The sequence below is a fragment of the Enterobacter sp. 03-F-07-AD-ECC genome (assembly GCF_047530935.1).
GTDB lineage: Bacteria > Pseudomonadota > Gammaproteobacteria > Enterobacterales > Enterobacteriaceae > Enterobacter > Enterobacter cloacae.
Window position 1 is genome coordinate 260,174 of record NZ_JBLKBZ010000001.1, and the last position, 19,950, is coordinate 280,123.

At 57.1% G+C, this 19,950-nt stretch carries 15 protein-coding genes; 7 read left to right on the forward strand and 8 right to left on the reverse strand.

The features are described from left to right. Positions 1–30 precede the first annotated feature (30 nt). The 4 genes from ACMWKA_RS01280 to ACMWKA_RS01295 all read left to right on the forward strand — a co-directional run bounded on the left by ACMWKA_RS01280 (position 31) and on the right by ACMWKA_RS01295 (position 4,701). Entirely contained in the window at positions 31–1,071 is a 1,041-nt protein-coding gene (locus ACMWKA_RS01280) for an aldo/keto reductase (RefSeq protein WP_040020693.1), read from the forward strand. A gap of 147 nt (positions 1,072–1,218) precedes the next feature. Then, positions 1,219–2,595 (forward strand): glycoside hydrolase family 1 protein, encoded by a 1,377-nt coding sequence (locus tag ACMWKA_RS01285; RefSeq protein WP_414759920.1) that lies wholly within the window; start codon positions 1,219–1,221, stop codon positions 2,593–2,595. A 51-nt stretch (positions 2,596–2,646) separates the two neighbouring features. After that, positions 2,647–3,969 carry a PTS sugar transporter subunit IIC gene (locus tag ACMWKA_RS01290; RefSeq protein WP_095455632.1) on the forward strand — a complete coding sequence of 441 codons (1,323 nt, stop codon included), beginning with the start codon at positions 2,647–2,649 and terminating at the stop codon, positions 3,967–3,969. Between the two features lie 15 nt (positions 3,970–3,984). Then, positions 3,985–4,701: a GntR family transcriptional regulator gene (locus tag ACMWKA_RS01295; RefSeq protein ID WP_013097449.1), complete on the forward strand. Its 717-nt coding sequence runs from the start codon at positions 3,985–3,987 to the stop codon at positions 4,699–4,701. Positions 4,702–4,744: 43 nt separating this feature from the next. Here the strand turns inward: ACMWKA_RS01295 and ldtB are convergent, their stop codons facing one another. Next, on the reverse strand, positions 4,745–5,665 hold the full coding sequence (ldtB, locus tag ACMWKA_RS01300; RefSeq protein WP_020689864.1) for a L,D-transpeptidase: 921 nt from the start codon (positions 5,663–5,665) through the stop codon (positions 4,745–4,747). Positions 5,666–5,886: 221 nt separating this feature from the next. Here ldtB and ACMWKA_RS01305 point away from each other — a divergent pair, with 221 nt between their 5' ends. After that, the gene (locus ACMWKA_RS01305) at positions 5,887–7,482 is read left to right on the forward strand and encodes an ABC-F family ATPase (RefSeq protein WP_013097447.1); all 1,596 of its coding nucleotides are present in this window, start codon (positions 5,887–5,889) and stop codon (positions 7,480–7,482) included. Between the two features lie 93 nt (positions 7,483–7,575). On the opposite strand, the gene ACMWKA_RS01310 is transcribed toward ACMWKA_RS01305, so the two are convergent. Next, a complete protein-coding gene (locus tag ACMWKA_RS01310; RefSeq protein WP_414759921.1) occupies positions 7,576–9,939 on the reverse strand; it encodes a TIM-barrel domain-containing protein in 2,364 nt (787 codons plus the stop codon). Between the two features lie 17 nt (positions 9,940–9,956). Continuing rightward, positions 9,957–11,258: an MFS transporter gene (locus ACMWKA_RS01315; RefSeq protein WP_023621974.1), complete on the reverse strand. Its 1,302-nt coding sequence runs from the start codon at positions 11,256–11,258 to the stop codon at positions 9,957–9,959. Positions 11,259–11,545: 287 nt separating this feature from the next. Here ACMWKA_RS01315 and ACMWKA_RS01320 point away from each other — a divergent pair, with 287 nt between their 5' ends. Next, positions 11,546–12,619, forward strand: a complete 1,074-nt coding sequence (locus tag ACMWKA_RS01320) for a LacI family DNA-binding transcriptional regulator (RefSeq protein WP_414759922.1) — start codon at positions 11,546–11,548, stop codon at positions 12,617–12,619. On the opposite strand, the gene ACMWKA_RS01325 is transcribed toward ACMWKA_RS01320, so the two are convergent. From ACMWKA_RS01325 to ACMWKA_RS01340, 4 genes are all read right to left on the reverse strand, one after another. After that, positions 12,616–13,872, reverse strand: coding sequence for a DUF1479 domain-containing protein (locus tag ACMWKA_RS01325; RefSeq protein WP_013097444.1), 1,257 nt, complete (start codon positions 13,870–13,872; stop codon positions 12,616–12,618). The genes ACMWKA_RS01320 and ACMWKA_RS01325 overlap by 4 nt on opposite strands. A gap of 153 nt (positions 13,873–14,025) precedes the next feature. Next, positions 14,026–14,841 carry a Cof-type HAD-IIB family hydrolase gene (locus ACMWKA_RS01330; RefSeq protein ID WP_029882866.1) on the reverse strand — a complete coding sequence of 272 codons (816 nt, stop codon included), beginning with the start codon at positions 14,839–14,841 and terminating at the stop codon, positions 14,026–14,028. A 165-nt stretch (positions 14,842–15,006) separates the two neighbouring features. Continuing rightward, positions 15,007–17,439 (reverse strand): formate C-acetyltransferase/glycerol dehydratase family glycyl radical enzyme, encoded by a 2,433-nt coding sequence (locus tag ACMWKA_RS01335; RefSeq protein ID WP_045901360.1) that lies wholly within the window; start codon positions 17,437–17,439, stop codon positions 15,007–15,009. A 4-nt stretch (positions 17,440–17,443) separates the two neighbouring features. After that, complete coding sequence (locus ACMWKA_RS01340; protein WP_414759923.1) at positions 17,444–18,343, reverse strand: glycyl-radical enzyme activating protein; 900 nt, start codon at positions 18,341–18,343, stop codon at positions 17,444–17,446. A gap of 128 nt (positions 18,344–18,471) precedes the next feature. On the opposite strand from ACMWKA_RS01340, the gene fsa reads away from it, so the two are divergent. Further along, a complete protein-coding gene (gene fsa / locus ACMWKA_RS01345) occupies positions 18,472–19,134 on the forward strand; it encodes a fructose-6-phosphate aldolase (protein ID WP_102751719.1) in 663 nt (220 codons plus the stop codon). Between the two features lie 62 nt (positions 19,135–19,196). Here the strand turns inward: fsa and moeB are convergent, their stop codons facing one another. Further along, on the reverse strand, positions 19,197–19,949 hold the full coding sequence (gene moeB, locus ACMWKA_RS01350; RefSeq protein ID WP_029882870.1) for a molybdopterin-synthase adenylyltransferase MoeB: 753 nt from the start codon (positions 19,947–19,949) through the stop codon (positions 19,197–19,199). Position 19,950 lies beyond the last annotated feature (1 nt).

Genomic DNA, 19,950 nt, shown 5'->3' on the forward strand with positions numbered 1-19,950 from the left:
ACCCATCAAACGACATGTGAGGACTATCTTATGCGTTATCAAAAACTGGGCAATACCGGTCTGTTTGTTTCTGAACTGTGCCTTGGCACCATGACCTTCGGCGGTGAAGGTGGCATGTGGGGCAAGATTGGCCAGCTGCAGCAAAGTGAAGCCGAGCAGCTGGTGGGCCGTGCGCTGGATGCCGGGATCAACTTCATCGACACCGCGAACGTCTATTCCGAAGGCCGCTCGGAGGAGATCACCGGCCAGGCACTCAAGAACCTGAAAATTCCGCGCGAAAACGTGGTGGTGGCCACCAAAGTGTTTGGCGAAACGGGCACGGCGGGGGTGAACTCACGCGGCAGCTCACGCTATCACATTATCAGCAGCGTGAAAGAGAGCCTGCGCCGTATGCAGCTCGACCATATCGATCTCTACCAGCTTCACGGTTTCGACCCCGCAACGCCGATGGAAGAGATGCTTTATGCCCTGGATAACCTGGTGCAGCACGGCCACGTGCGCTACATCGGTGTCTCTAACTGGGCCGCGTGGCAGATCGCCAAAGCGCTGGGCATTTCCGAGCGACTGGGTCTGGCCCGTTTCGCATCGCTGCAGGCCTATTACACCATCGCCGGACGTGATCTGGAGCGCGAACTGGTGCCAATGATGCAGAGCGAAGGCGTCGGGCTGATGGTCTGGAGCCCGCTGGCGGGTGGCCTGCTGAGCGGGAAATATGGCCGCGACGGGCAGAGTGAAGCCGGTGGCCGTCGTCTGGAGTTTGACTTCCCGCCGGTGGAAAAAGAGCGCGCCTTCGACTGTGTGGATGTGATGCGTACTATTGCCGAAAGCAAAGGCGTCTCCGTCGCGCAAATCGCCCTGGCGTGGCTGCTGCATCAGAAGGTGGTGACCAGCGTCATTATTGGTGCCAAACGCGTCGATCAACTGGATGACAATATCGCCGCAACCGGGATCCGTTTAAGTGAAGACGAGCTGAAACAGCTTGATGCCGTCAGCGCACTGCCGCGCGAATATCCGGGCTGGATGCTGGAGCGGCAGGGGGAATATCGTCGTAATCAGCTCGCACAGCAATAACCCTCCTTTCCCCGGTGGCGCACCGCTCACCGGGGCTTTTTTTCCCGCTCTGCTCACAAAATTCGATCCTCCTCTTTGATCGCTTTTACATCTTCGCCTATATGACTAGTCATGAAATTTAAATGACTAGTCATATAGGGAGAGACCATGAATCAATCACTGCCAGCCAACTTTTTATGGGGCAACTCGGTATCCAGCATGCAGACGGAAGGGGCATGGAATGAGGGCGGGAAGGGGATGTCGGTGTACGACATTCGCGAAGCGGGGGAAAACATCTCCGACTGGAAAGTGGCGACCGATTCCTACCACCGCTACCGGGAAGATTTCGACCTGATGCAGGATCTGGGCATGAACTGCTACCGCTTTCAAATCTCCTGGAGCCGGGTCTGTCCGCAGGGCGACGGCGAGTTCAACGATGAGGGCATCGCCTTTTACGACCGCTTTATTAACGATCTCATCGCCCGCGGTATCGAGCCGATGATCTGCCTCTATCACTTCGATATGCCGCTGGCGCTGGCGCAGGAGTACAACGGCTTTAACGATCGTCGCGTCATGGATGCCTTTATCCGCTATGGCAAAAAGATGATCGACTGCTTCGGCGACCGTGTGAAGTATTGGCTGACCTTCAACGAACAGAACATCTTCCATATGCCGGAAGCGTTTCGTATTTCCGGCTACATGAAAGGTGAGAAAACCCTGCGCGAGCTCTACGAGTTGCAGCATCACACCATGGTGGCGCACATGACGCTGACCGAATACCTGCACCAGACAAAACCGGGTCAGCTGATGGGCGGTATGCTGGCGCACCAGCTGGTTTACCCGGCCACCTGCAAACCGCGCGATATCTTCTGCGCCCAGCAGTACGACGAATTCCTCAACCACAACCTGCTGCGCGTCTTTGCTGGTCAGGGCTATAGCCCGGCGGTGATGGCGGTGGTGGAGCAGGAAGGGTTTGGCGATATCTACCGTGCCGAGGATCTGGCGCTGTTCGCAAGAACCCAAAACGACTTTATGGCCTTCAGCTACTACGCCAGTAAAACGCTGGACAGCGATGCCATTCCGCAGGGAACCCCGGTGAACAATTACCTGCTGTACGGCGATAAAAATAACCCGTACCTGAAAGCCACCGAATGGAACTGGCAGATCGATCCGCTCGGTTTTCGCACCATCATCACCCGCTACGCCAACGACTGGCGCATGCCGGTGTTCCCGATTGAAAACGGCATTGGCGTGATTGAATCCTGGGATGGCGTGAACCCGATTGAGGATACCTACCGCATCGACTATCACCGGGCGCATATCGAGGCCATGAAAGCCGCCATGTTCGAGGATGGCGCAGAGGTGATGGGGTATCTCGGCTGGGGTCTGATCGACATTCTGAGCTCCCAGGGTGACATGCGTAAGCGCTACGGCGTGGTCTACGTCAACCGTGAAAACCACGACCTTAAAGACCTGAAACGCGTGCCGAAGAAGAGCTACGCGTGGTTAAAACAGGTTATCCATACCAACGGACGCGAGATGTAAGCCGTACGCTGCCGGGCCGTTTTTGTGACTGATTGATGGGAACTATCCGCTATGTCTGAAACAAAAATCACACCGCATATGCAGTCCTTTGTCGATAAATTTGTTGAGTTCTCAGCGCGCCTGGCAAACCAGGTGCATCTTCGCTCCCTGCGCGATGCCTTCGCCACGGTGATGCCGATTTTCATCCTCGCCGGACTGGCGGTACTGGTGAACAATGTGGTGTTTCCTTGGATTTTTGACGGCGACACGCTCACGCACTTCAAGGTATGGGGCGAGGCGATCATCAATGGCACGCTGAATATCGCCGCGCTGCTGCTGGCGCCGATGATTGCCTGGTCGCTGGCGCGCAACAAGGATTTCGACAATCCGGTCTCGGCAGTGGTTATCGCTGTCAGCAGCTTTATTATCATGATGCCGATGCGTCTGCAGCTCACGCCCGTCGGCAGCGACACCACGGTGAATGTCACCCAGGTGCTGACCTTCGCCAACATTGGTTCGACCGGGATTTTCGCCGGGGTGCTGATTGGCTTGCTCTCGACGGAGCTGTTTATCGCCATCTCGCGGCTTAAGGCGCTGCAAATATCACTGGGGGAAAACGTGCCGCCGGCGGTCAGTAAATCGTTTACCGCCCTGATCCCGACCATCCTGACGCTCTCACTGTTTGCCGTTCTGGCCGCGCTGCTGGCGAACGTATTGCATACGGATCTGATTCACCTGATCACCACCTTTATCCAGCAGCCGCTGCGACTCATCAATACCAGCCTGCCGGGGACGATTTTTATCTACAGCTTCGGTAATTTCCTCTTCACGCTGGGTATTCATCAGTCGGTAGTTAACAGCGTGGTGCTGGAGCCGTTCCTGTTGATTAACACCAATGAGAACATGCTGGCCTTTGCCAACGGCCAGCCGATCCCGCATATCATCAACAACATCTTCGTGCCGACCTTTGGCATGGTGGGCGGTACCGGTAGCACCATTTCACTGCTGATCGCCATCTTTATCTTCTCGCGGCAACAATCGGCGAAACAGGTGGCACGTCTGTCGCTGGCGCCGGGTCTGTTCAATATCAACGAGCCGGTGATTTTCGGCCTGCCGATTGTGTTTAACCTGCCTTTAATGATTCCGTTTGTCCTGTTGCCCGCCATTGGCATTTACTTCGCCTGGCTCTGCACCACGCTGGGATTAATGTCGCGCTGCGTGGTGATGATCCCGTGGACCACGCCGCCAATTCTGAGCGCCTGGCTGGCAACGGCGGGGGACTGGCGGGCGGTGGTGGTGCAGTTGGCAATCATCGTATTTGGTGTATTCTTCTACCTGCCTTTCCTCAAAATTGCCGAGCGAGTGGCGTTGAAAAACAGCGGGATAGAACATTAAACAGAAGGAAGGACGATGGCGGCGAAGTACATCACCATAGCGCGTGAAATCAAAAAACGCATCATCAGCCAGCAGTATGCCGCCAATGAACCGCTGCCGGACCAGTTTGCGCTGGCGGCGGAGTTCAATACCAGCCGGATGACCATTCAGCAGGCCATGCGTCAGCTGATCGTTGAAGGGCTGGTATATACCCGTCAGGGGCAGGGGACGTTCATCCGCAAAAACTTCCTTCAGCTGTCGCAGTGGGATCTCTCCGGCAGCGACTACTTTGGCGCGACCAAAACCTGGGAGCATCTGGGCACGGTAACGAGCCAGGTGGTGCATTTTGAACTGCGCTTCCCGAACGAAAAAGAGCAGGCCTCGCTGATGATCAATGCCGATACGCCGGTCTATGACTTCATTCGTCTGCGTTTGCTTAATGGTGAGCCCATGTCGCTGGACGCGACCGTAATGCCGCTCAACCTGGTGCCCGGCCTGAACAAAAGTCATCTTGAAAGCTCGGTGTTTCGCTATGTGCAGGAGACGCTGGGGCTGAAAATTATGGGATCGTACCGCGTGGTGCGGGCGCTAAAGCCGAATGCGCTGGATATGCAGCATCTGGTCTGCGAGGAGAGCGACCCGGTGCTGGAGGTGGAGCAGGTGATCTATCTGGAAGATGGCACACCGCTGGAGTATGCGCACTGTCATTATCGTTACGACCACGGCGGGATTGTGATTGTGAATAACGGATAAAAAAAAGCGGGCATCGAAGCCCGCTTTTTTCGCTGTATCGCGATTAGTTCAAACGCACCGGCATACCGGAACGGTTCTGCACAGCCTGGTCAACGATAGTCGTTTCCACGTCCGGCTGAGAGGTCACGGACTGCACCGCGCTGGTCAGCGTAATCGGCACGATTTCGTTATTGTTGATCTGGTCTTCGCTGGTGGACAGCGGGTTGTGCACTTCAATGTAACGGCTGCCATCCGGCTCAGAGGTCGCTTTAACCGGTTCGTTGATGAACTGGACGCGGGTACCTACCGGCACGTTTTCGAACAGGAATTTGATGTCGTCGTTACGCAGACGCACGCAGCCGTGGCTTACGCGCAGGCCGATACCGAAGTTAGCGTTGGTACCGTGGATGGCGTACAGGCGGCCGATGTACAGGGCGTACAGACCCATTGGGTTATCCGGGCCTGCCGGAACCACGGCTGGCAGCGGTTCACCTGCCGCGATGTATTCCGCGTGCATTTTCGCCGTTGGGGTCCAGGTTGGGCCTGCTTTCTTACGTTCAACTTTGGTGGTCCAGTTCAGCGGGGTATCTTTACCCAGCTGACCGATACCGATTGGCAGCACGATTACCGTGTTAGTGCCTTTCGGGTAGTAATACAGACGCATCTCCGCGCTGTTGATCACGATACCTTCATGAACGGTATCCGGCAGGATCAGCTGCTGAGGGATGTTGAGAACGGTACCTGCTTTTGGCAGGTATGGGTCAACGCCCGGGTTCGCTTCCAGCATGTTAGACAGGCCCAGCTGGTACTGTGCTGCGAAATACTCCAGCGGCTGAGTGTTACCCTCAGGCACCGTCACCACCTGGTTTTGACCCACCAGACGGCTACCGTCTGTCGGCAGCGGATAAGTCACCGCAGAAGCGGTTTTGCAAAAACCTACTACGGCTAACGCCGCCGCAAAAAGCGTTGTTAATTTCATGTTCATGTTGTGCGAGGTATCTAAGCCATTCAGGCGTGAGTTGATAAGTCTGAATCTGTGATGGGAGCGCATTATATGTGCATTCCCGCTAACAGGGAATTCAGATGTGTACGAAATCACATTTTTTTCGATTTTGTTAAAGTTTAGCGGAGCGTCGCAACACAGGATCTCAATTCGGAATTGTGGCATAATGCCGTGTTTATCACACTTTTCGCAGGAATCTCCCCGTGTTAGTTACCAGCAACGTCACTATGCAGTTTGGCAGTAAGCCGCTGTTCGAAAACATTTCCGTCAAATTTGGCGGCGGCAACCGTTACGGCCTGATTGGTGCCAACGGTAGCGGTAAATCCACCTTTATGAAGATCCTCGGCGGTGACCTGGAGCCGACGCTCGGCAACGTGTCGCTCGATCCCAACGAGCGCATCGGTAAACTGCGTCAGGATCAGTTCGCCTTTGAAGAGTTCACGGTGCTTGACACCGTGATCATGGGGCACGCGGAGCTGTGGGAAGTGAAGCAGGAGCGCGACCGTATCTATGCGCTGGCCGAAATGAGCGAAGAAGATGGCTACAAAGTGGCCGATCTGGAGACGCAATACGGCGAAATGGACGGTTATTCTGCAGAAGCGCGTGCGGGCGAGCTGCTGCTGGGCGTGGGCATTCCGGTCGAACAGCATTACGGCCCAATGAGCGAAGTGGCACCCGGCTGGAAGCTGCGTGTGCTGCTGGCGCAGGCGCTGTTCTCTAACCCGGACATTCTGCTGCTCGATGAACCGACGAACAACCTGGACATCGACACCATCCGCTGGCTGGAGCAGACACTCAACGACCGTGACAGCACCATGATCATCATCTCGCACGACCGTCACTTCCTGAACATGGTGTGTACGCACATGGCGGATCTGGATTACGGTGAGCTGCGTGTTTACCCGGGCAACTACGACGAATACATGACGGCGGCCACCCAGGCGCGTGAACGTCTGCTGGCGGATAACGCCAAGAAGAAAGCGCAGATTGCGGACCTGCAATCCTTTGTCAGTCGCTTTAGCGCCAACGCCTCTAAATCCCGTCAGGCAACATCGCGGGCCCGCCAGATTGACAAAATCAAACTGGAAGAGGTTAAAGCTTCCAGCCGTCAGAACCCGTTCATCCGTTTCGAGCAGGACAAGAAACTGTTCCGTAACGCGCTGGAAGTGGAAGCCCTTACCAAAGGTTTTGATGAAGGCCCGCTGTTTAAGAATTTCAACCTGCTGCTGGAAGTGGGCGAGAAGATCGCCATTCTGGGTGCCAACGGCGTAGGTAAATCCACCATGCTGAAAACCCTGGTCGGCGAACTGCAGCCGGACAACGGGAGCGTGAAATGGTCCGAAAACGCGCAAATTGGTTATTACGCGCAGGATCATGAATATGAATTTGAAAACGACCTGACCGTCTTCGACTGGATGAGCCAGTGGAAGCAGGAAGGCGACGATGAGCAGGCGGTGCGCAGTATTCTGGGGCGTCTGCTGTTCAGCCAGGACGACATCAAGAAGCCTGCCAAAGTGCTCTCCGGTGGAGAGAAGGGCCGTATGCTGTTCGGCAAGCTGATGATGGAAAAACCGAACATTCTGGTGATGGACGAACCGACCAACCACCTGGATATGGAATCTATTGAATCGCTGAACATGGCGCTGGAGATGTACCAGGGTACCCTGATCTTCGTCTCTCACGACCGTGAGTTCGTCAGCTCGCTGGCAACCCGCGTGATTGAAATTACGCCAGAGCGCGTGGTGGACTTCACCGGTAACTACGAAGATTATCTGCGCAGCAAAGGTATCGAGAACTAAAAAAAAAAGCCGGGTGGCGGCTTCGCCTTACCCGGCCTACGTTCTGTTCCCTCTCCCTGTGGGAGAGGGTTAGGGTGAGGGCATCAGGCCGCACTACATCACCCACTCACTCCCTTCAATCCCATTCACCAGCAGCCTGCGTTTTTCCCCCGCCGGTAATGACACCTTCAGTGCTTTCCACGCCGGACGATAATCTCCGCGCGCAGCGATCTTCAAATTGATGGTTGCCCCATCACACACCATTTCCCACTCTACCCACAGCGCATTGCCGTTCTGATAGCCCCAGCTTTCACCGTCATCTTCAAACAGCAGACCGGTGCTGGTGCCCACGCCTTTGACCGGGAACAGCTTCAGCTCGCGGGTGTCGTCTTTTTCCGCGCTGACGTGAGTGATGCGTTCGCTGAGCGGCAGACCGGCACCGGCGCGCACCAGCAGCGGCAGTTTTTCCAGCGGTGCATCCAGAGCGATCCACTGCCCGCCCGCGTACCACGCGTGGGTGTAAAAATCGTACCAGCCGGTTTCGTTATCCGGCAGCCAGAGACGGCGCTCGCGCTGTCCGGCCTCCACCACGCTTGCCACCAGCAGGTCCCGGCCCAGCAGGAACTCGTCGCACTCTTCAAAGGTCTGCGCATCGTGTTCGTGGTCGAGGAAGGTTGGGCGCAGCATCGGTTCGTCATCGGCATGCGCCTGCCAGAGCAGGGTGTAGAGATACGGCAGCAGACGATAGCGCAGCTCAATGGCACCGCGAATGGCAGGGGTGACGCCTGGATACATCCACGGCTCGTTTACCGTGTGGTCATCGTTCCACGAGTGAATGGTAAAACGCGGGTGCATCACGCCGTTCTGCACCCAGCGGACAAATAGCTCAGCGTCGGGTTTGTCGCCAGAAAAACCGCCCACGTCATGACCAACGTTAAACAGTCCGGACAGGCTCATACCCAGCCCCATGCGGATGTTATAGCGCAGGGTGTCCCAGTTGGTGCGGTTATCGCCGCTCCAGGTCTGAACGTAACGTTGCATCCCGGCGCAGCCGGAACGGGAGATCAGATACGGGCGCTTTTCCGGGGCAAACCGCTGCTGCGCTTCCAGCGAGGCGCGCATCATCAGCAGCGGCATCACCGGGCGGATGTGTTTGATGGCGATCTCCTTGCCAAAACCATGACAGCGCGCTTCGCCGTCCCACACTTCGTATTCGTTGTTATCGTTCCAGGTGGAGTCGATCCCCATCTCCAGCAGCTGCGTGGTGACCCCTTCCTGCCACCATTTCACCGTCTGCGGGTTGGTAAAGTCGAGGTGGGAACCTTCGTCATCCCAGAAGCTGGAGCGTTCTGGTGCGTCGGTTTCTGAATCACGAATGAACAGGCCGTTTTCCGCCACTTCGCTATAGCGCGGGTGGTCCTGCAGCAGGCACGGCTTGATGTTTGCCGCCAGCCGCAGTCCCGCATCGTGGAATGCCTGGGTCATCACCTTCGGTTGCGGCACTTTATCGTAGTTCCAGTTAAAGACATAGCGCTTACCGTTGATCGAGGTATAACCCGATGAGAGCTGGAACGAGTCGCACGGGATCGCATGCTCTTCGCACAGGCGAATAAAATTCATCAGTTGTTTCTGCGCGTCCGGCGCGTCGGTGTAGTGCATGGTCGACCCGCTGTAGCCCAGGCTCCATTTCGGCCCGAACAGCGTTTTCCCGGTCAGGCGCACAAAGGCTTTGGTGACATCCAGCACCCGTTTGCCGGTAAAGAGGTAGTAATCGATATCACCCGCTTCCGCCTGCCAGCGACGGTAAGCGGTGTGGTAGTTATCAATCTCGTTGCCCAGATCCAGCCAGCAGCTGCTCAGGTTGTCGTAGAACAGGCCGTAACTCACGTCATCGCGGCGGGTAAGGGTAAACGGGATGTGTTTGTACAGCGGGTCGGTGCTGGCCGCGTTGTAGCCCATGGCGTCGAGGTTGCGCATCTCGAAGCGCTTACCGTTGCGCTGCAGGTCGCCCGCTTTCTCACCCAGGCCGTAAAAACGCTCGTCCTTGCGACGGCTCAGGTAGTGTGCCACCCCGTCGCCGTGAGCGTTCAGCAGATAGGCGCTGGTCGGACGGTCATTGACCAGCGGCTGCCACTCACCGGCGTCATTGCGATAGTGCCACTCCAGCCACAGCGGCTGATGAACGGTCACACGCAGCTGTTCGGTGGCAATTGTCAGCCCCTCATCCTGCTGGCTTAGCGTCCAGGCAGGGCAGCTGAAGCCGCTCAGATCGTCGCGACGACGGCCTTCCCACGGCACATCTTCTTCCGGGGCGATGCTCCAGGTGCGGTCCAGCGCCAGTTCGCCTTTACGTTTGATCAGTACGCGGAACAGGTTCTCTTCCAGCACATACAGGCACAGGCGGTGCTGGTTATCCACCAGCAGTTCCAGATGGTTGGCCGACTGCTTATCGACGGTCCAGTTTTTCAGGGTTTTCATATGCAATACATCCACTATCAGGCGCGCTTGGCGCGACGTTCAGCAATAAATGCCACCAGGAAAACAGCGCCAATCAGGTCAAAGAAACCCATGGCAATAAAGAGCGGGTTGAAGCCGATTTTGTCGGCGGTCACACCAATCAACAGCGAAAACAGGAAGCTGGCGATCCACGCCGCCGAGCCGCGCATACCGTTAACGGTCGCCATCTGGCCTTTATCGAACGACTCCACCACCAGGGCGCTGAGCATGCAGGAGATGATCTGATGCCCGAAACCGCCGATGGAGATCAGCACGATGGTGATGTACGGGTCGCGGGTAATGGCGACGACGGCCAGAGAGATCATCAGGAACGCGCCGGTGACGGAGCTTGCCACCACGGAGTTGACGCGGGAGCAGCCAAACAGGCGGGTATACAGACGGGTGAGGTAACCGCTCGCCACGCTGCCGAGATCGGCGGCCAGGAACGGCAGCCAGGCAAACATCGCGATCTGCTTCAGATCCATGCCGTGCTCTTTGGCGAGATACAGCGGCACCCAGAAACTCAGCACTGCCCAGGCCGGTTCCGCCATAAAGGCCGGGATGGCGATACCGTAAAAACGTTTATTTTTTGAGACGGTTTTCAGTGCGGTCAGGAAGGGCAGTTTTACCGCAGGCGGTTCGTTATCCTGCTTGATAAACGCCAGCTCGTCTTTGCTCAGGTTCGGATGCTGCTCCGGATTGTGGTAGAACGCCCACCACAGGATCACCCACAGCAGCGCCAGCACGCCGGTGAACATAAACGCGCCCTGCCAGCCAAACGAGGCGTGCGCGAAGTAGATGATAGGCGGAGCCAGCATTGCGCCAATGGAGAAGCCCACACCGGCCCAGCCGGCTGCCACAGGACGTTCCGATTTCGGGAACCATTCACCAATGGTTTTGGCGTTTGCGGGCGTGGCGGCGGCTTCAGAAGCCCCCATAAAGAAGCGCAGGATGGCAAGGTGCAGCCAGCTCCCGGCACCCGCGTGGAAAATACACATCAGCGCCCAGATCCCGGCGCAAATCATAAAGCCAATCTTCAGGCCGATCACGTCGATCAGCCAGCCGCACAGAGGCTGGAAAATGGTGTAGGCGATCTGGAATGCCCCGACGATCCAGGAGTACTGCTCGGTGGTGATACCGAGGCTCTCTTTCAGTTCCGGGGCGAGGATGCCGAGTGAGTTTCGGGTGATGTAGTTAACGGTGACGCCAAGTAAGAACAGCACCAGCACATACCAGCGCAGGTTTTTAATGACGCGACGGGTTTTGCTTGCCGCAACGGTGTTATTAATGTCCTGACTCATTTTACTCTCCACAAGACGGACGGTAAGGGGGACGGAGGTTCAGGTGTCACACAGGTTTATGACGTTGATTGTTATCTGTTTTACCGCTTCAAGTTGCTATACAACTAGTATGGAAGTTGTGTGACAAGTTCACCTTAAGGGAGAAAATGAGAGGGCAATAGTGGATTTTGTGCAAAATTTCTCATAACTGAGCGACATCATTTGGCATCATGGCTTTGACATCAGCTATTGCCTGATATCCACGCTATGAAAATTTTGTCATTTCGCAAATGGAGCCAGATCACAAAATGGACAAAAGGCTAAAAATCACCGAAATCGCTGCCCGGACTCAGCTCTCCATCAGCACCGTTTCGCGGGTCCTTGCCGGGAAGGCGAATACCAGTGAAAAAGCACGTGCGAAGGTGCTGGCATGCGCGCGCGAGCTGGGGGTGCTGGACGGAATGGCTGCGGGCCGTTTGCTGCTCAACAGTCTCGTTGTCTTCGCCCCACAGCGCGCCTTTGACGAGCGGTCTGACATCTTTTACTACCGTGTGATCCAGAGCGTAAGCAAAGGCCTGGCCTCGTACGATGTTCGCCTGCGTTACTGCGCGCTGGAGGAGAACGACAGCGACGCCCAGCTGTTTCTGGCGCGAATGAACGAGCCGGACACCCAGGCCGCCATCCTCCTCGGGATTGACGATCCGCATATCCACGACCTGGCAGTGGATGTCGGTAAACCCTGCATGCTGATTAACTGCCGCGACCGGCATATGCGCCTGCCTGCTGTCGCGCCGGACCATCGGGCCATTGGCGAGCGGGCGGCGGACTATCTGTTTGAAATGGGACACCGAGAGGTGATGAATGTGTTGTGCCTGCGGCGTTACACCATGGAGCTGCGCCTTGCGGGGATCCGCGATGCATGGCAGTCACACAACCTGAAGTTCAACGACAAACGCGATTTGCTGGTGGCGCCGAGCTTCAGCGCTCGCGAAACAGAGCAACTGGTCACCGACTGGCTGAGCCACATGCAGGGGAAAGACTTGCCGACTGTGTTTCTGGTGGGGGGGGACTTTATGGCGGCGGGCACCATCAGCGCCCTGCAAAAACAGGGGTTGCGCGTGCCGCAGGATATCTCGGTGATGAGCATTGACGGCTTTAATCTGGCGGCCATTCAGGATGTACCGTTAACCGCGGTGCATGTCCCGCGTGATGAGCTGGGCACCGAAGCGGTACATATGCTCCAGCAGCGGCTGATGCGTCCGGAGGCGCCATCAGGCACGCTATTGCTTAACGGCACCCTGACCGTACGGGAATCGGTCCGGCGGATACGTCAGGGGAAACGACGCACCGCCGTTGAGCGGGAAGGGCTGTACGACAGTTAAGCCATGCCCAGCGCACGCTTGCCGTGGATATTGAGATCGGCCACGGTAAAGCGATCCTGCCAGGTTTTTTCATAATCCTCGCGCGGGAAATCACCCGGCGATGCCCCGGTTTCCAGCGCCGCTTTCACCTTCTTCGCGTAGGCGAGGTTCTTCTCGCACATCGGCGCGGCAGGAATGTACATCACGTTGCCCCAGCCCTGTTGATCCTCAACCGGCGCGACGGAGTGGATCACATCGCAGTGCCACCACACCGAATCGCCCGCCTCCAGTGCCGGAATGCTGGTGAGCGCTTCGATAAGCAGCGGGTGCCATTTCTCTGATACCGGCAGAACGCGCCCCGGCGCGACGCCGCACAGTTCGTCCTCCGGCACGTCATCCAGCAGCGGACGCAGCAGAATATAAGCCATCGCTTCCGGGATTGGCACCACGTGCAGCAGCCCCTGGCCCGGGATCATGTCCGACAGCGCCGTCCAGCCCTGGAAGGTGCGGAACACCGAACATTTGGTGGTGTTATCCACGGTGTACTCTTCCACTTCAGTACGGTGCGCAGCATTCCACGGGTCGTATTTCTCAACGTTGCCATCAAAGACGCGGGCGAAAACCTGCTGATAGGCGGGCAGCAGCCAGCGCTCCAGCGCACCGGAATCGGTATGCGCGCCCAGCCCTTTCGAGGTGGTACCCGGTGGACGACGGCGGATGCGATCCGGGTAAATCACGCTGACGTCCGGATCGAACCACTGTTTGCCGTTGCTCTCGAATGTCCACAGACGGTTCAGAAACGACTGCACCTGCGCCATCTCTTCACTCTGGCGCGCCTGCATTTGCGCCTGTGACCAGTAGATAGGGTAAATCTCCGGGCGAGACGCCGTTAAGGTACCAAAGAAGTTATCGCCGGGCCCTTTATAGACTTCATCAAACTGGTTGAGATCGAGGTAATCGAGCATCGACTGATCCCATGCCAGCGCCTGCTCGCGCGGGAAATGACCTTTTATTACCGCGCAACCCCGGCGTTTGATCGCCTCACGCTGCGCGGATGTGATGGTGCCATCTTTCACATCCGCAAACGGGATCACCGGCCAGACGGGCTCGCCTTTGTTTTTCAGGGCGTTAATTTCCGCCACGCGGGTCGCGATGGTATCGCTGAGCTTATCGAACACCGCCTGCACATCGCCGATTTGCGCCCGTAGCTCGCGCTTCATCTCACGGATTGCGGCTTTGTGATCCGCCGGCAAAGTTTCACTGGTAAACGTCATAACTGCCTCGCGTCTTTCATTCGAAAGTAAAAATGTCTGCAAGTGATACTTTAAGTTAAAAATTGGTTAATGCAAGTTTAAAAAGTTGACGGGTAGCACAGGATGGAAAAAGAGTAAGGGGGGGGCCGGAGCGCGGCTCCGGCAGGAAGGGAATCAGGCGTCGAACGGGGAGTGGTGATCCAGCACCGCCTGAATAACGTTCAGCGCGCCCTGGTGGTTGTTGTCGTCGGTGCTGTAGCGGCTTACGTCTCTGATGCTTTCGGCTGCGTTGCCCATTGCAAAGGAGTATTTCACCAGCTTCAGCATCTCTGCGTCATTGCCGCTGTCGCCAATACCCACGCACTCCTGCGGGGAGACTTTCCAGCGTTTCAGCAGACGGCTGATGCCATTGGCTTTGTGCAGGCCGGGGATAATCAAATCGACAAAACCAAAGCCGCTGGTGACAGGCTTCATAATGCCGTCCAGGGAGACATGCAGTTTATCGACCAGATTCGGGATATCGCTGTCCGGCAGGTTCAGGGAGAACTTAAACAATACGTCGTTAATGTCGCGGTAGTCGCTGATACGCTTTAAGCGGTGATAGTGCTTTGACATCAGCGCCACGAACGCCTCCGGGGCCTGGTCGCTGACGTAAGCGCTGTCGAGACCGCAGGCCACAAAGTTCAGCCCTTTGTCTTTCAGCAGTTCGCCAATAACGATTTGCGACTCATGACGCGTCAGCTCGCCGTGGAAAATTTGTTCACCGTGATCGAAGACCAGCGCACCGTTTTCCGCCACGAAGGAGATCTGATCTTTCAGTTCCGGGAAGAAGGAGATGAGCTGGTAATACTGGTTACCGCTGGCGACAACAAATTCAATATTACGGGCTTTAAGCTGCTCAAACTGTGCCTGAAAGCGGTCACGATCGTACTGCTTGGCATCATCAAGGAAAGTTCCGTCCATATCGGTGACGATAACTTTAACGGTCATACTGTGCTCCTGGGTCACTGCGTTTTGAAACATTCTAATAACAAGGTGACGGAGAGCACAAATTTAATTTCGAATGAAAGTAGAAAAGCCGAGTGGCGGCTTCGCCTTACCCGGCCTACGGGGAGAATTGTAGGCCCGGTAAGCGCAGCGCCACCGGGCGTTTTTTTACAGAGTATGCTCCGTACGCGCAATGATATCGTCCTGCGCATCCGGCGACAGGGCGGTGAAGAACGCCGAGTAGCCTGCGACGCGTACCACCAGGTCACGATACTGGTCCGGGTGTTTCTTCGCGTCCAGCAGCGTTTCGCGTGAAACGATGTTGTACTGAATATGCCAGCCTTTATGCACCTCGAAGAAGGTACGCAGCAGCACCATCAGCTTTTGACGATCGCTGTCGTTTTCCAGCGTCGACGGGTTCAGCTTCTGGTTTAACAGCACGCCGCCAAGAATCGCTTCGGTCGGCAGTTTACCCACGGAGCCGATCACCGCCGTTGGACCGAGATGATCGGTACCGGAGGCCGGACTGGCGCCTTCCGCCAGCGGGGTGTGCGCTTTGCGTCCGTCCGGAGTCGCCATTGTCGCTGCACCAAACGGCACGTTTGCGGAGATGGAGGATGTGCCCGCGTAGTAGTTACCGCCAATGGGGCCACGGCCGTAACGCGGGTTATGATACTGCTTCAGCTCGTCAATGTAGGTCTGATAAGCACGGGTCAGCAGCATGTCCACACTGTCGTCATCGTTGCCGTACTTCGGCGCACCGTTGATCAGACGCTGACGCAGCTGCTCGTGCGTCAGCCCGTCGAAGTCATCCGCCAGCGCCGCCGCCAGCTGCTGCTGACCGATGACGCCCTGCTCGAACACCAGTTTCTTCACCGCCGCCAGGCTGTTACCGAGGTTGGCAATACCTACCTGCAGACCGGAGACCCAGTCATACTTCGCGCCGCCCTGCTTGATGCTTTTCGCCCGCTCGATGCAGTCATCCACCAGCGCCGAGCAGAGGATATCGTGGACATTCTCTTCCAGCATGGTGTCCACGACATACTCAATCTCGATGGATTTACGGGTGTAATAGCGGATCTGGGTATCCCAGGCCGTCATCACCTCGTCGAAATTACCGAAGTTACCGGCAGAGAGCGCTTTCTCCTGCGGCAGGAACACTTTCCCGCTGGTGGCGTCGCGGCCGCCTTCCAGCGCGGCGAGCATCACGCGGGCGAAGTTAATAAAGCTCATGCCGGTGCAGCGGTAGCCCCATTTGCCGCCAACGGCGGTTTCGATGCAGCCGATGGCGGCATAGTCGTACGCATCTTCTTTTTCTACGCCGAGCTTGATGAATTCCGGGATCACGATTTCATCGTTGTTGAACGCTGGCATGCCGAAGCCGCAGCGGATCACCTGCACGCAGGCGTCGAGGAAGTCGTTGCTCATCCCTGCGTGATAACGCACGCTCAGGTTTGGCTGGGTGGAGCGCAGACGACCGCAGGACTCCAGAATCGCGTAAGAGAGCGGGTTGACGGCGTCCATTGGCTCACCGTTGACCAGCTTCTGACCGCCGATGGTGACGTTCTGGTACAGCGGGCTGCCTGCGGAGGCTTTGGAGTGCGAGCCGGAGCGGATCTTGTTCACTTCCAGCAACTTCAGCCAGCAGCTGTGGAGCAGCTCGATGGCGTGCTCGCGGTCGAGGCTCTGGTTCAGCTCTACGTCGCGACGGTAGTACGGGTAGAGATACTGATCCATGCGGGCGAACGACACGGAGTGGCCGTTGGACTCAATCTGCAGGATAAGCTGAATGAAGTAGCACAGCTGCAGCGCCTGCCAGAAGGTTTTTGGCGGTTCATGGGCAATCGCGTCACAGTTTTCCGCTATCGCCAGCAGCTCGTCGCGGCGGCTGACGCGGGATTCGGTAGCCGCCATTTCACGCGCCAGGGCTGCAAAACGTTCGATATGCAGACTTACCGCCTCCAGCACGATATCAATCGCTTTCAGGAACTGATCGCCGTGCAGGTCGTCCAGCACTGTCAGGTTGATGCGCGAGCGGCGCTCGGCCACTTTAGCGCGCAGGCCGTCGAGCCCTTTTTCCAGCACCAGCGGGAAGTTTACCGCCAGGTGGGCATCGCCGGAGGTCATGTTGCCTTCGGCTTTGATAATGCCGGTTTCCAGCAGGCTTTTCTGCTCGTCGGTGAACATGCCGTAACAGCGATCCTGTACCGTCTGGCCGCGCCACCACGGGCAGATCTCATGCAGAACGCGCTTATTCTCTTCGCTGACCGCAAAGCCCGCGCCGGGACGGTCCGCCAGATCGTCAATCTCTTTCTCAATCCAGGAGACGGTATATTCCGGGAAGATCGGCGCGGCGCGCACTTCGCTTGCCTGGTTACCAACGATCAGCTCATCGTGTTTGATCCAGATGGTGCGCTGCGCGAGATGATGTGCCAGCGCCAGCGCGCGACGCACCGGGATCGGTTTATCCATATGCTGCTGGTACATTTCAGTGTAGTGCTGCGCGCGCTCGGTACAGACCGGCGGCTTCACGATATGCACCAGGGCCATTTTGTGCGCTTTAATGCGCTCGCTGAGGGTGTTGAGATTCAGGGTAGTCATCGTTTTATCCTCGTAAGGTCGCGGTTAACCCTTTCTGGCAGGCATACTGCTGTGCAAAGTCCAGTAGCGCAGGGTTATCCAGCGGTTTGTCAGGGGCAGAGTAGGGTTGGCCGAGCAGGGTGTATTTGTTCATGCCCAGCGTGTGATACGGCAGAAAGTGAATGTCGCGAACGTTCAGTTCGTCGGCGGCGAAATTGGTAATGGCGGTAACAGAGGCTTCATCGGCGTTAAAGCCCGGGATCAGCGGCACGCGAATGATGATTTTTTTCCCGGCCGCCGCCAGGCGTTTCAGGTTGTCCAGGATGCGTTTTGCCGAGCCGTCCGTCCACTGTTTGAACACCTCTGCATCCACATGCTTCAGGTCGGCGAGGAACAGATCGATATACGGTAGTGAAGGCGCGATATAGTGCCACGGCACGTGAAGGCAGGTTTCGACGGCGGTATGAATACCCTGTTCATGGCTGGCTTTAAACAACGCCAGTGCCAGATCGGGGTTCATAAACGGCTCGCCGCCGGAGAGGGTGATTCCACCGCCGCTGCGGTCGTAAAACGGCTTATCGCGCAGGATGGTCGCCATGATCTCCTCCACCTGACGTTCTTCACCACATACGGTGAGCGCCTGTGTCGGGCAGCAGTCGGTAAGGGCGTTAAGCGTCTGTTCGTCTAGCTTCTCACGGTGGATGACCAGACCGTTCAGCGCACGTTCGATACAGCCCGGTGCCGCCTGCTGGCACAGATCGCAGCCGTCCAGGCAAAGACGTGCATCAAACAGCACGTCCCGCGTGCGGGCCCGGCTTTCCGGGTTCTGGCACCAGCGACAGCCCAGCGAGCAGCCTTTCAGGAACACCACGGTACGGATCCCGGGGCCATCGTGGGTAGAGTAACGCTGAATATTGAAGATCATGATTTTGCCTCTCATCTTGCATATGAAGATTAAATTACTTTCGAATGAAAGCTATCTTGATGCAGGTCAACTCCTGAGCAGGTTTTGTCGTGATAGGGTAAGTGCAGGCTAAAATTGAGGGCGACATCATGGAACTTTATCTCGACACTTCTGACGTTGCGGCAGTGAAAAAGCTCGCACGCATCTTCCCGCTGGCGGGCGTAACCACCAACCCCAGCATTGTGGCGGCAGGCAAAACGCCGCTTGAGGTTCTGCTGCCAGAACTGCACGACGCGCTGGGTGGCAAAGGCCGTCTGTTCGCGCAGGTGATGGCCACGACCGCCGAAGGCATGGTGGACGATGCGCGTAAGCTGCGTGCCATCATTAACGACCTGGTGGTGAAAGTGCCGGTGACGGCGGAAGGGCTGGCGGCGATCAAAATGCTAAAAGCAGAAGGGATCCCGACGCTGGGGACCGCGGTATATGGTGCCGCACAGGGGATGTTGTCCGCGCTGGCGGGGGCAGAGTATGTCGCGCCTTACGTTAACCGCGTGGATGCGCAGGGCGGAGACGGGATCCAGACCGTTGTGGAATTACAGCAGTTGCTGGCGCTGCATGCCCCGCAATCAAAAGTGCTGGCGGCGAGCTTCAAAACCCCGCGTCAGGCGCTGGATTGCCTGCTGGCCGGCTGTGAGTCCATCACGCTGCCGCTGGATGTGGCGCAGCAGTTTATTACCTCTCCGGCGGTGGATGCGGCGATCGTGAAGTTTGAGCAGGACTGGCAGGGGGCGTTTGGACGGACGGCTCTCTGACGCGTAATCTCCCTCTCCCGGTGGGAGAGGGCCGGGGTGAGGGCATCAGGCCGCAACGAGGTTTAACCGCTGCACACCTCACACCCCGGATTACGCATCAGCTTCATCTCGCGGAACTGGCAGGTCATTGCGTCATACATCACAATTTTCCCCGCCGCTGGCGTACCGTAACGGGTCAGCACTTTGATCGCTTCCATCGCCTGTAGTGACCCGATCACGCCGACTAACGGCGCCATTACGCCCGCCTCGACGCAGGTGAGCGCATTCTCACCGAACAGGCGGCTCAGACAACGATAGCACGGTTCGCCTTCAGCATAGGTAAAGACGCTGATCTGTCCTTCCATGCGGATTGCCGCGCCAGAAACCAGCGGCGTTTTGTGGGTAAAACAGCCGGCGTTTAGCTGGTTGCGGATGGCAACGTTATCAGTACAGTCCAGCACCAGATCGTGCTTTGCGATTTGCGCGTATAACGCCTCGTCATCCAGCATCGCGTTAATCGGAGTGAACTGAACGTGGGGGTTGATGCGCGTTAACGCTGCGCGGGCAGAGTCTACCTTCGGCTGGCCAAGTGTCGCATCGCTGTGCAGCGTCTGGCGCTGCAGATTTGACACCGACACGGTATCAAAGTCCAGCAGCGTCATCTTGCCCACACCCGCCGCGGCGAGGTATTGCGCGGCGGCGCAGCCCAGACCGCCCAGGCCGACGACCAACACGCTGGCCGCCTTGAGCGCTTCCTGGCCTTCAAAATCAAAACCGCGCAGCACAATCTGGCGGTTATAGCGCATCATCTCTTCATCGCTCAGTTCCGCCGCCATC

Bases quoted from the DNA above. Each gene is read 5' to 3' on its own strand.
- ACMWKA_RS01280 (WP_040020693.1), top strand. From the start codon at position 31: ATGCGTTATCAAAAACTGGGCAATACCGGTCTGTTTGTTTCTGAACTG.
- ACMWKA_RS01285 (WP_414759920.1), top strand. From the start codon at position 1,219: ATGAATCAATCACTGCCAGCCAACTTTTTATGGGGCAACTCGGTATCC.
- ACMWKA_RS01290 (WP_095455632.1), top strand. From the start codon at position 2,647: ATGTCTGAAACAAAAATCACACCGCATATGCAGTCCTTTGTCGATAAA.
- ACMWKA_RS01295 (WP_013097449.1), top strand. From the start codon at position 3,985: ATGGCGGCGAAGTACATCACCATAGCGCGTGAAATCAAAAAACGCATC.
- ldtB (WP_020689864.1), bottom strand. From the start codon at position 5,665: ATGAACATGAAATTAACAACGCTTTTTGCGGCGGCGTTAGCCGTAGTA.
- ACMWKA_RS01310 (WP_414759921.1), bottom strand. From the start codon at position 9,939: ATGAAAACCCTGAAAAACTGGACCGTCGATAAGCAGTCGGCCAACCAT.
- ACMWKA_RS01315 (WP_023621974.1), bottom strand. From the start codon at position 11,258: ATGAGTCAGGACATTAATAACACCGTTGCGGCAAGCAAAACCCGTCGC.
- ACMWKA_RS01320 (WP_414759922.1), top strand. From the start codon at position 11,546: ATGGACAAAAGGCTAAAAATCACCGAAATCGCTGCCCGGACTCAGCTC.
- ACMWKA_RS01325 (WP_013097444.1), bottom strand. From the start codon at position 13,872: ATGACGTTTACCAGTGAAACTTTGCCGGCGGATCACAAAGCCGCAATC.
- ACMWKA_RS01330 (WP_029882866.1), bottom strand. From the start codon at position 14,841: ATGACCGTTAAAGTTATCGTCACCGATATGGACGGAACTTTCCTTGAT.
- ACMWKA_RS01335 (WP_045901360.1), bottom strand. From the start codon at position 17,439: ATGACTACCCTGAATCTCAACACCCTCAGCGAGCGCATTAAAGCGCAC.
- ACMWKA_RS01340 (WP_414759923.1), bottom strand. From the start codon at position 18,343: ATGATCTTCAATATTCAGCGTTACTCTACCCACGATGGCCCCGGGATC.
- fsa (WP_102751719.1), top strand. From the start codon at position 18,472: ATGGAACTTTATCTCGACACTTCTGACGTTGCGGCAGTGAAAAAGCTC.
- moeB (WP_029882870.1), bottom strand. From the start codon at position 19,949: ATGGCGGCGGAACTGAGCGATGAAGAGATGATGCGCTATAACCGCCAG.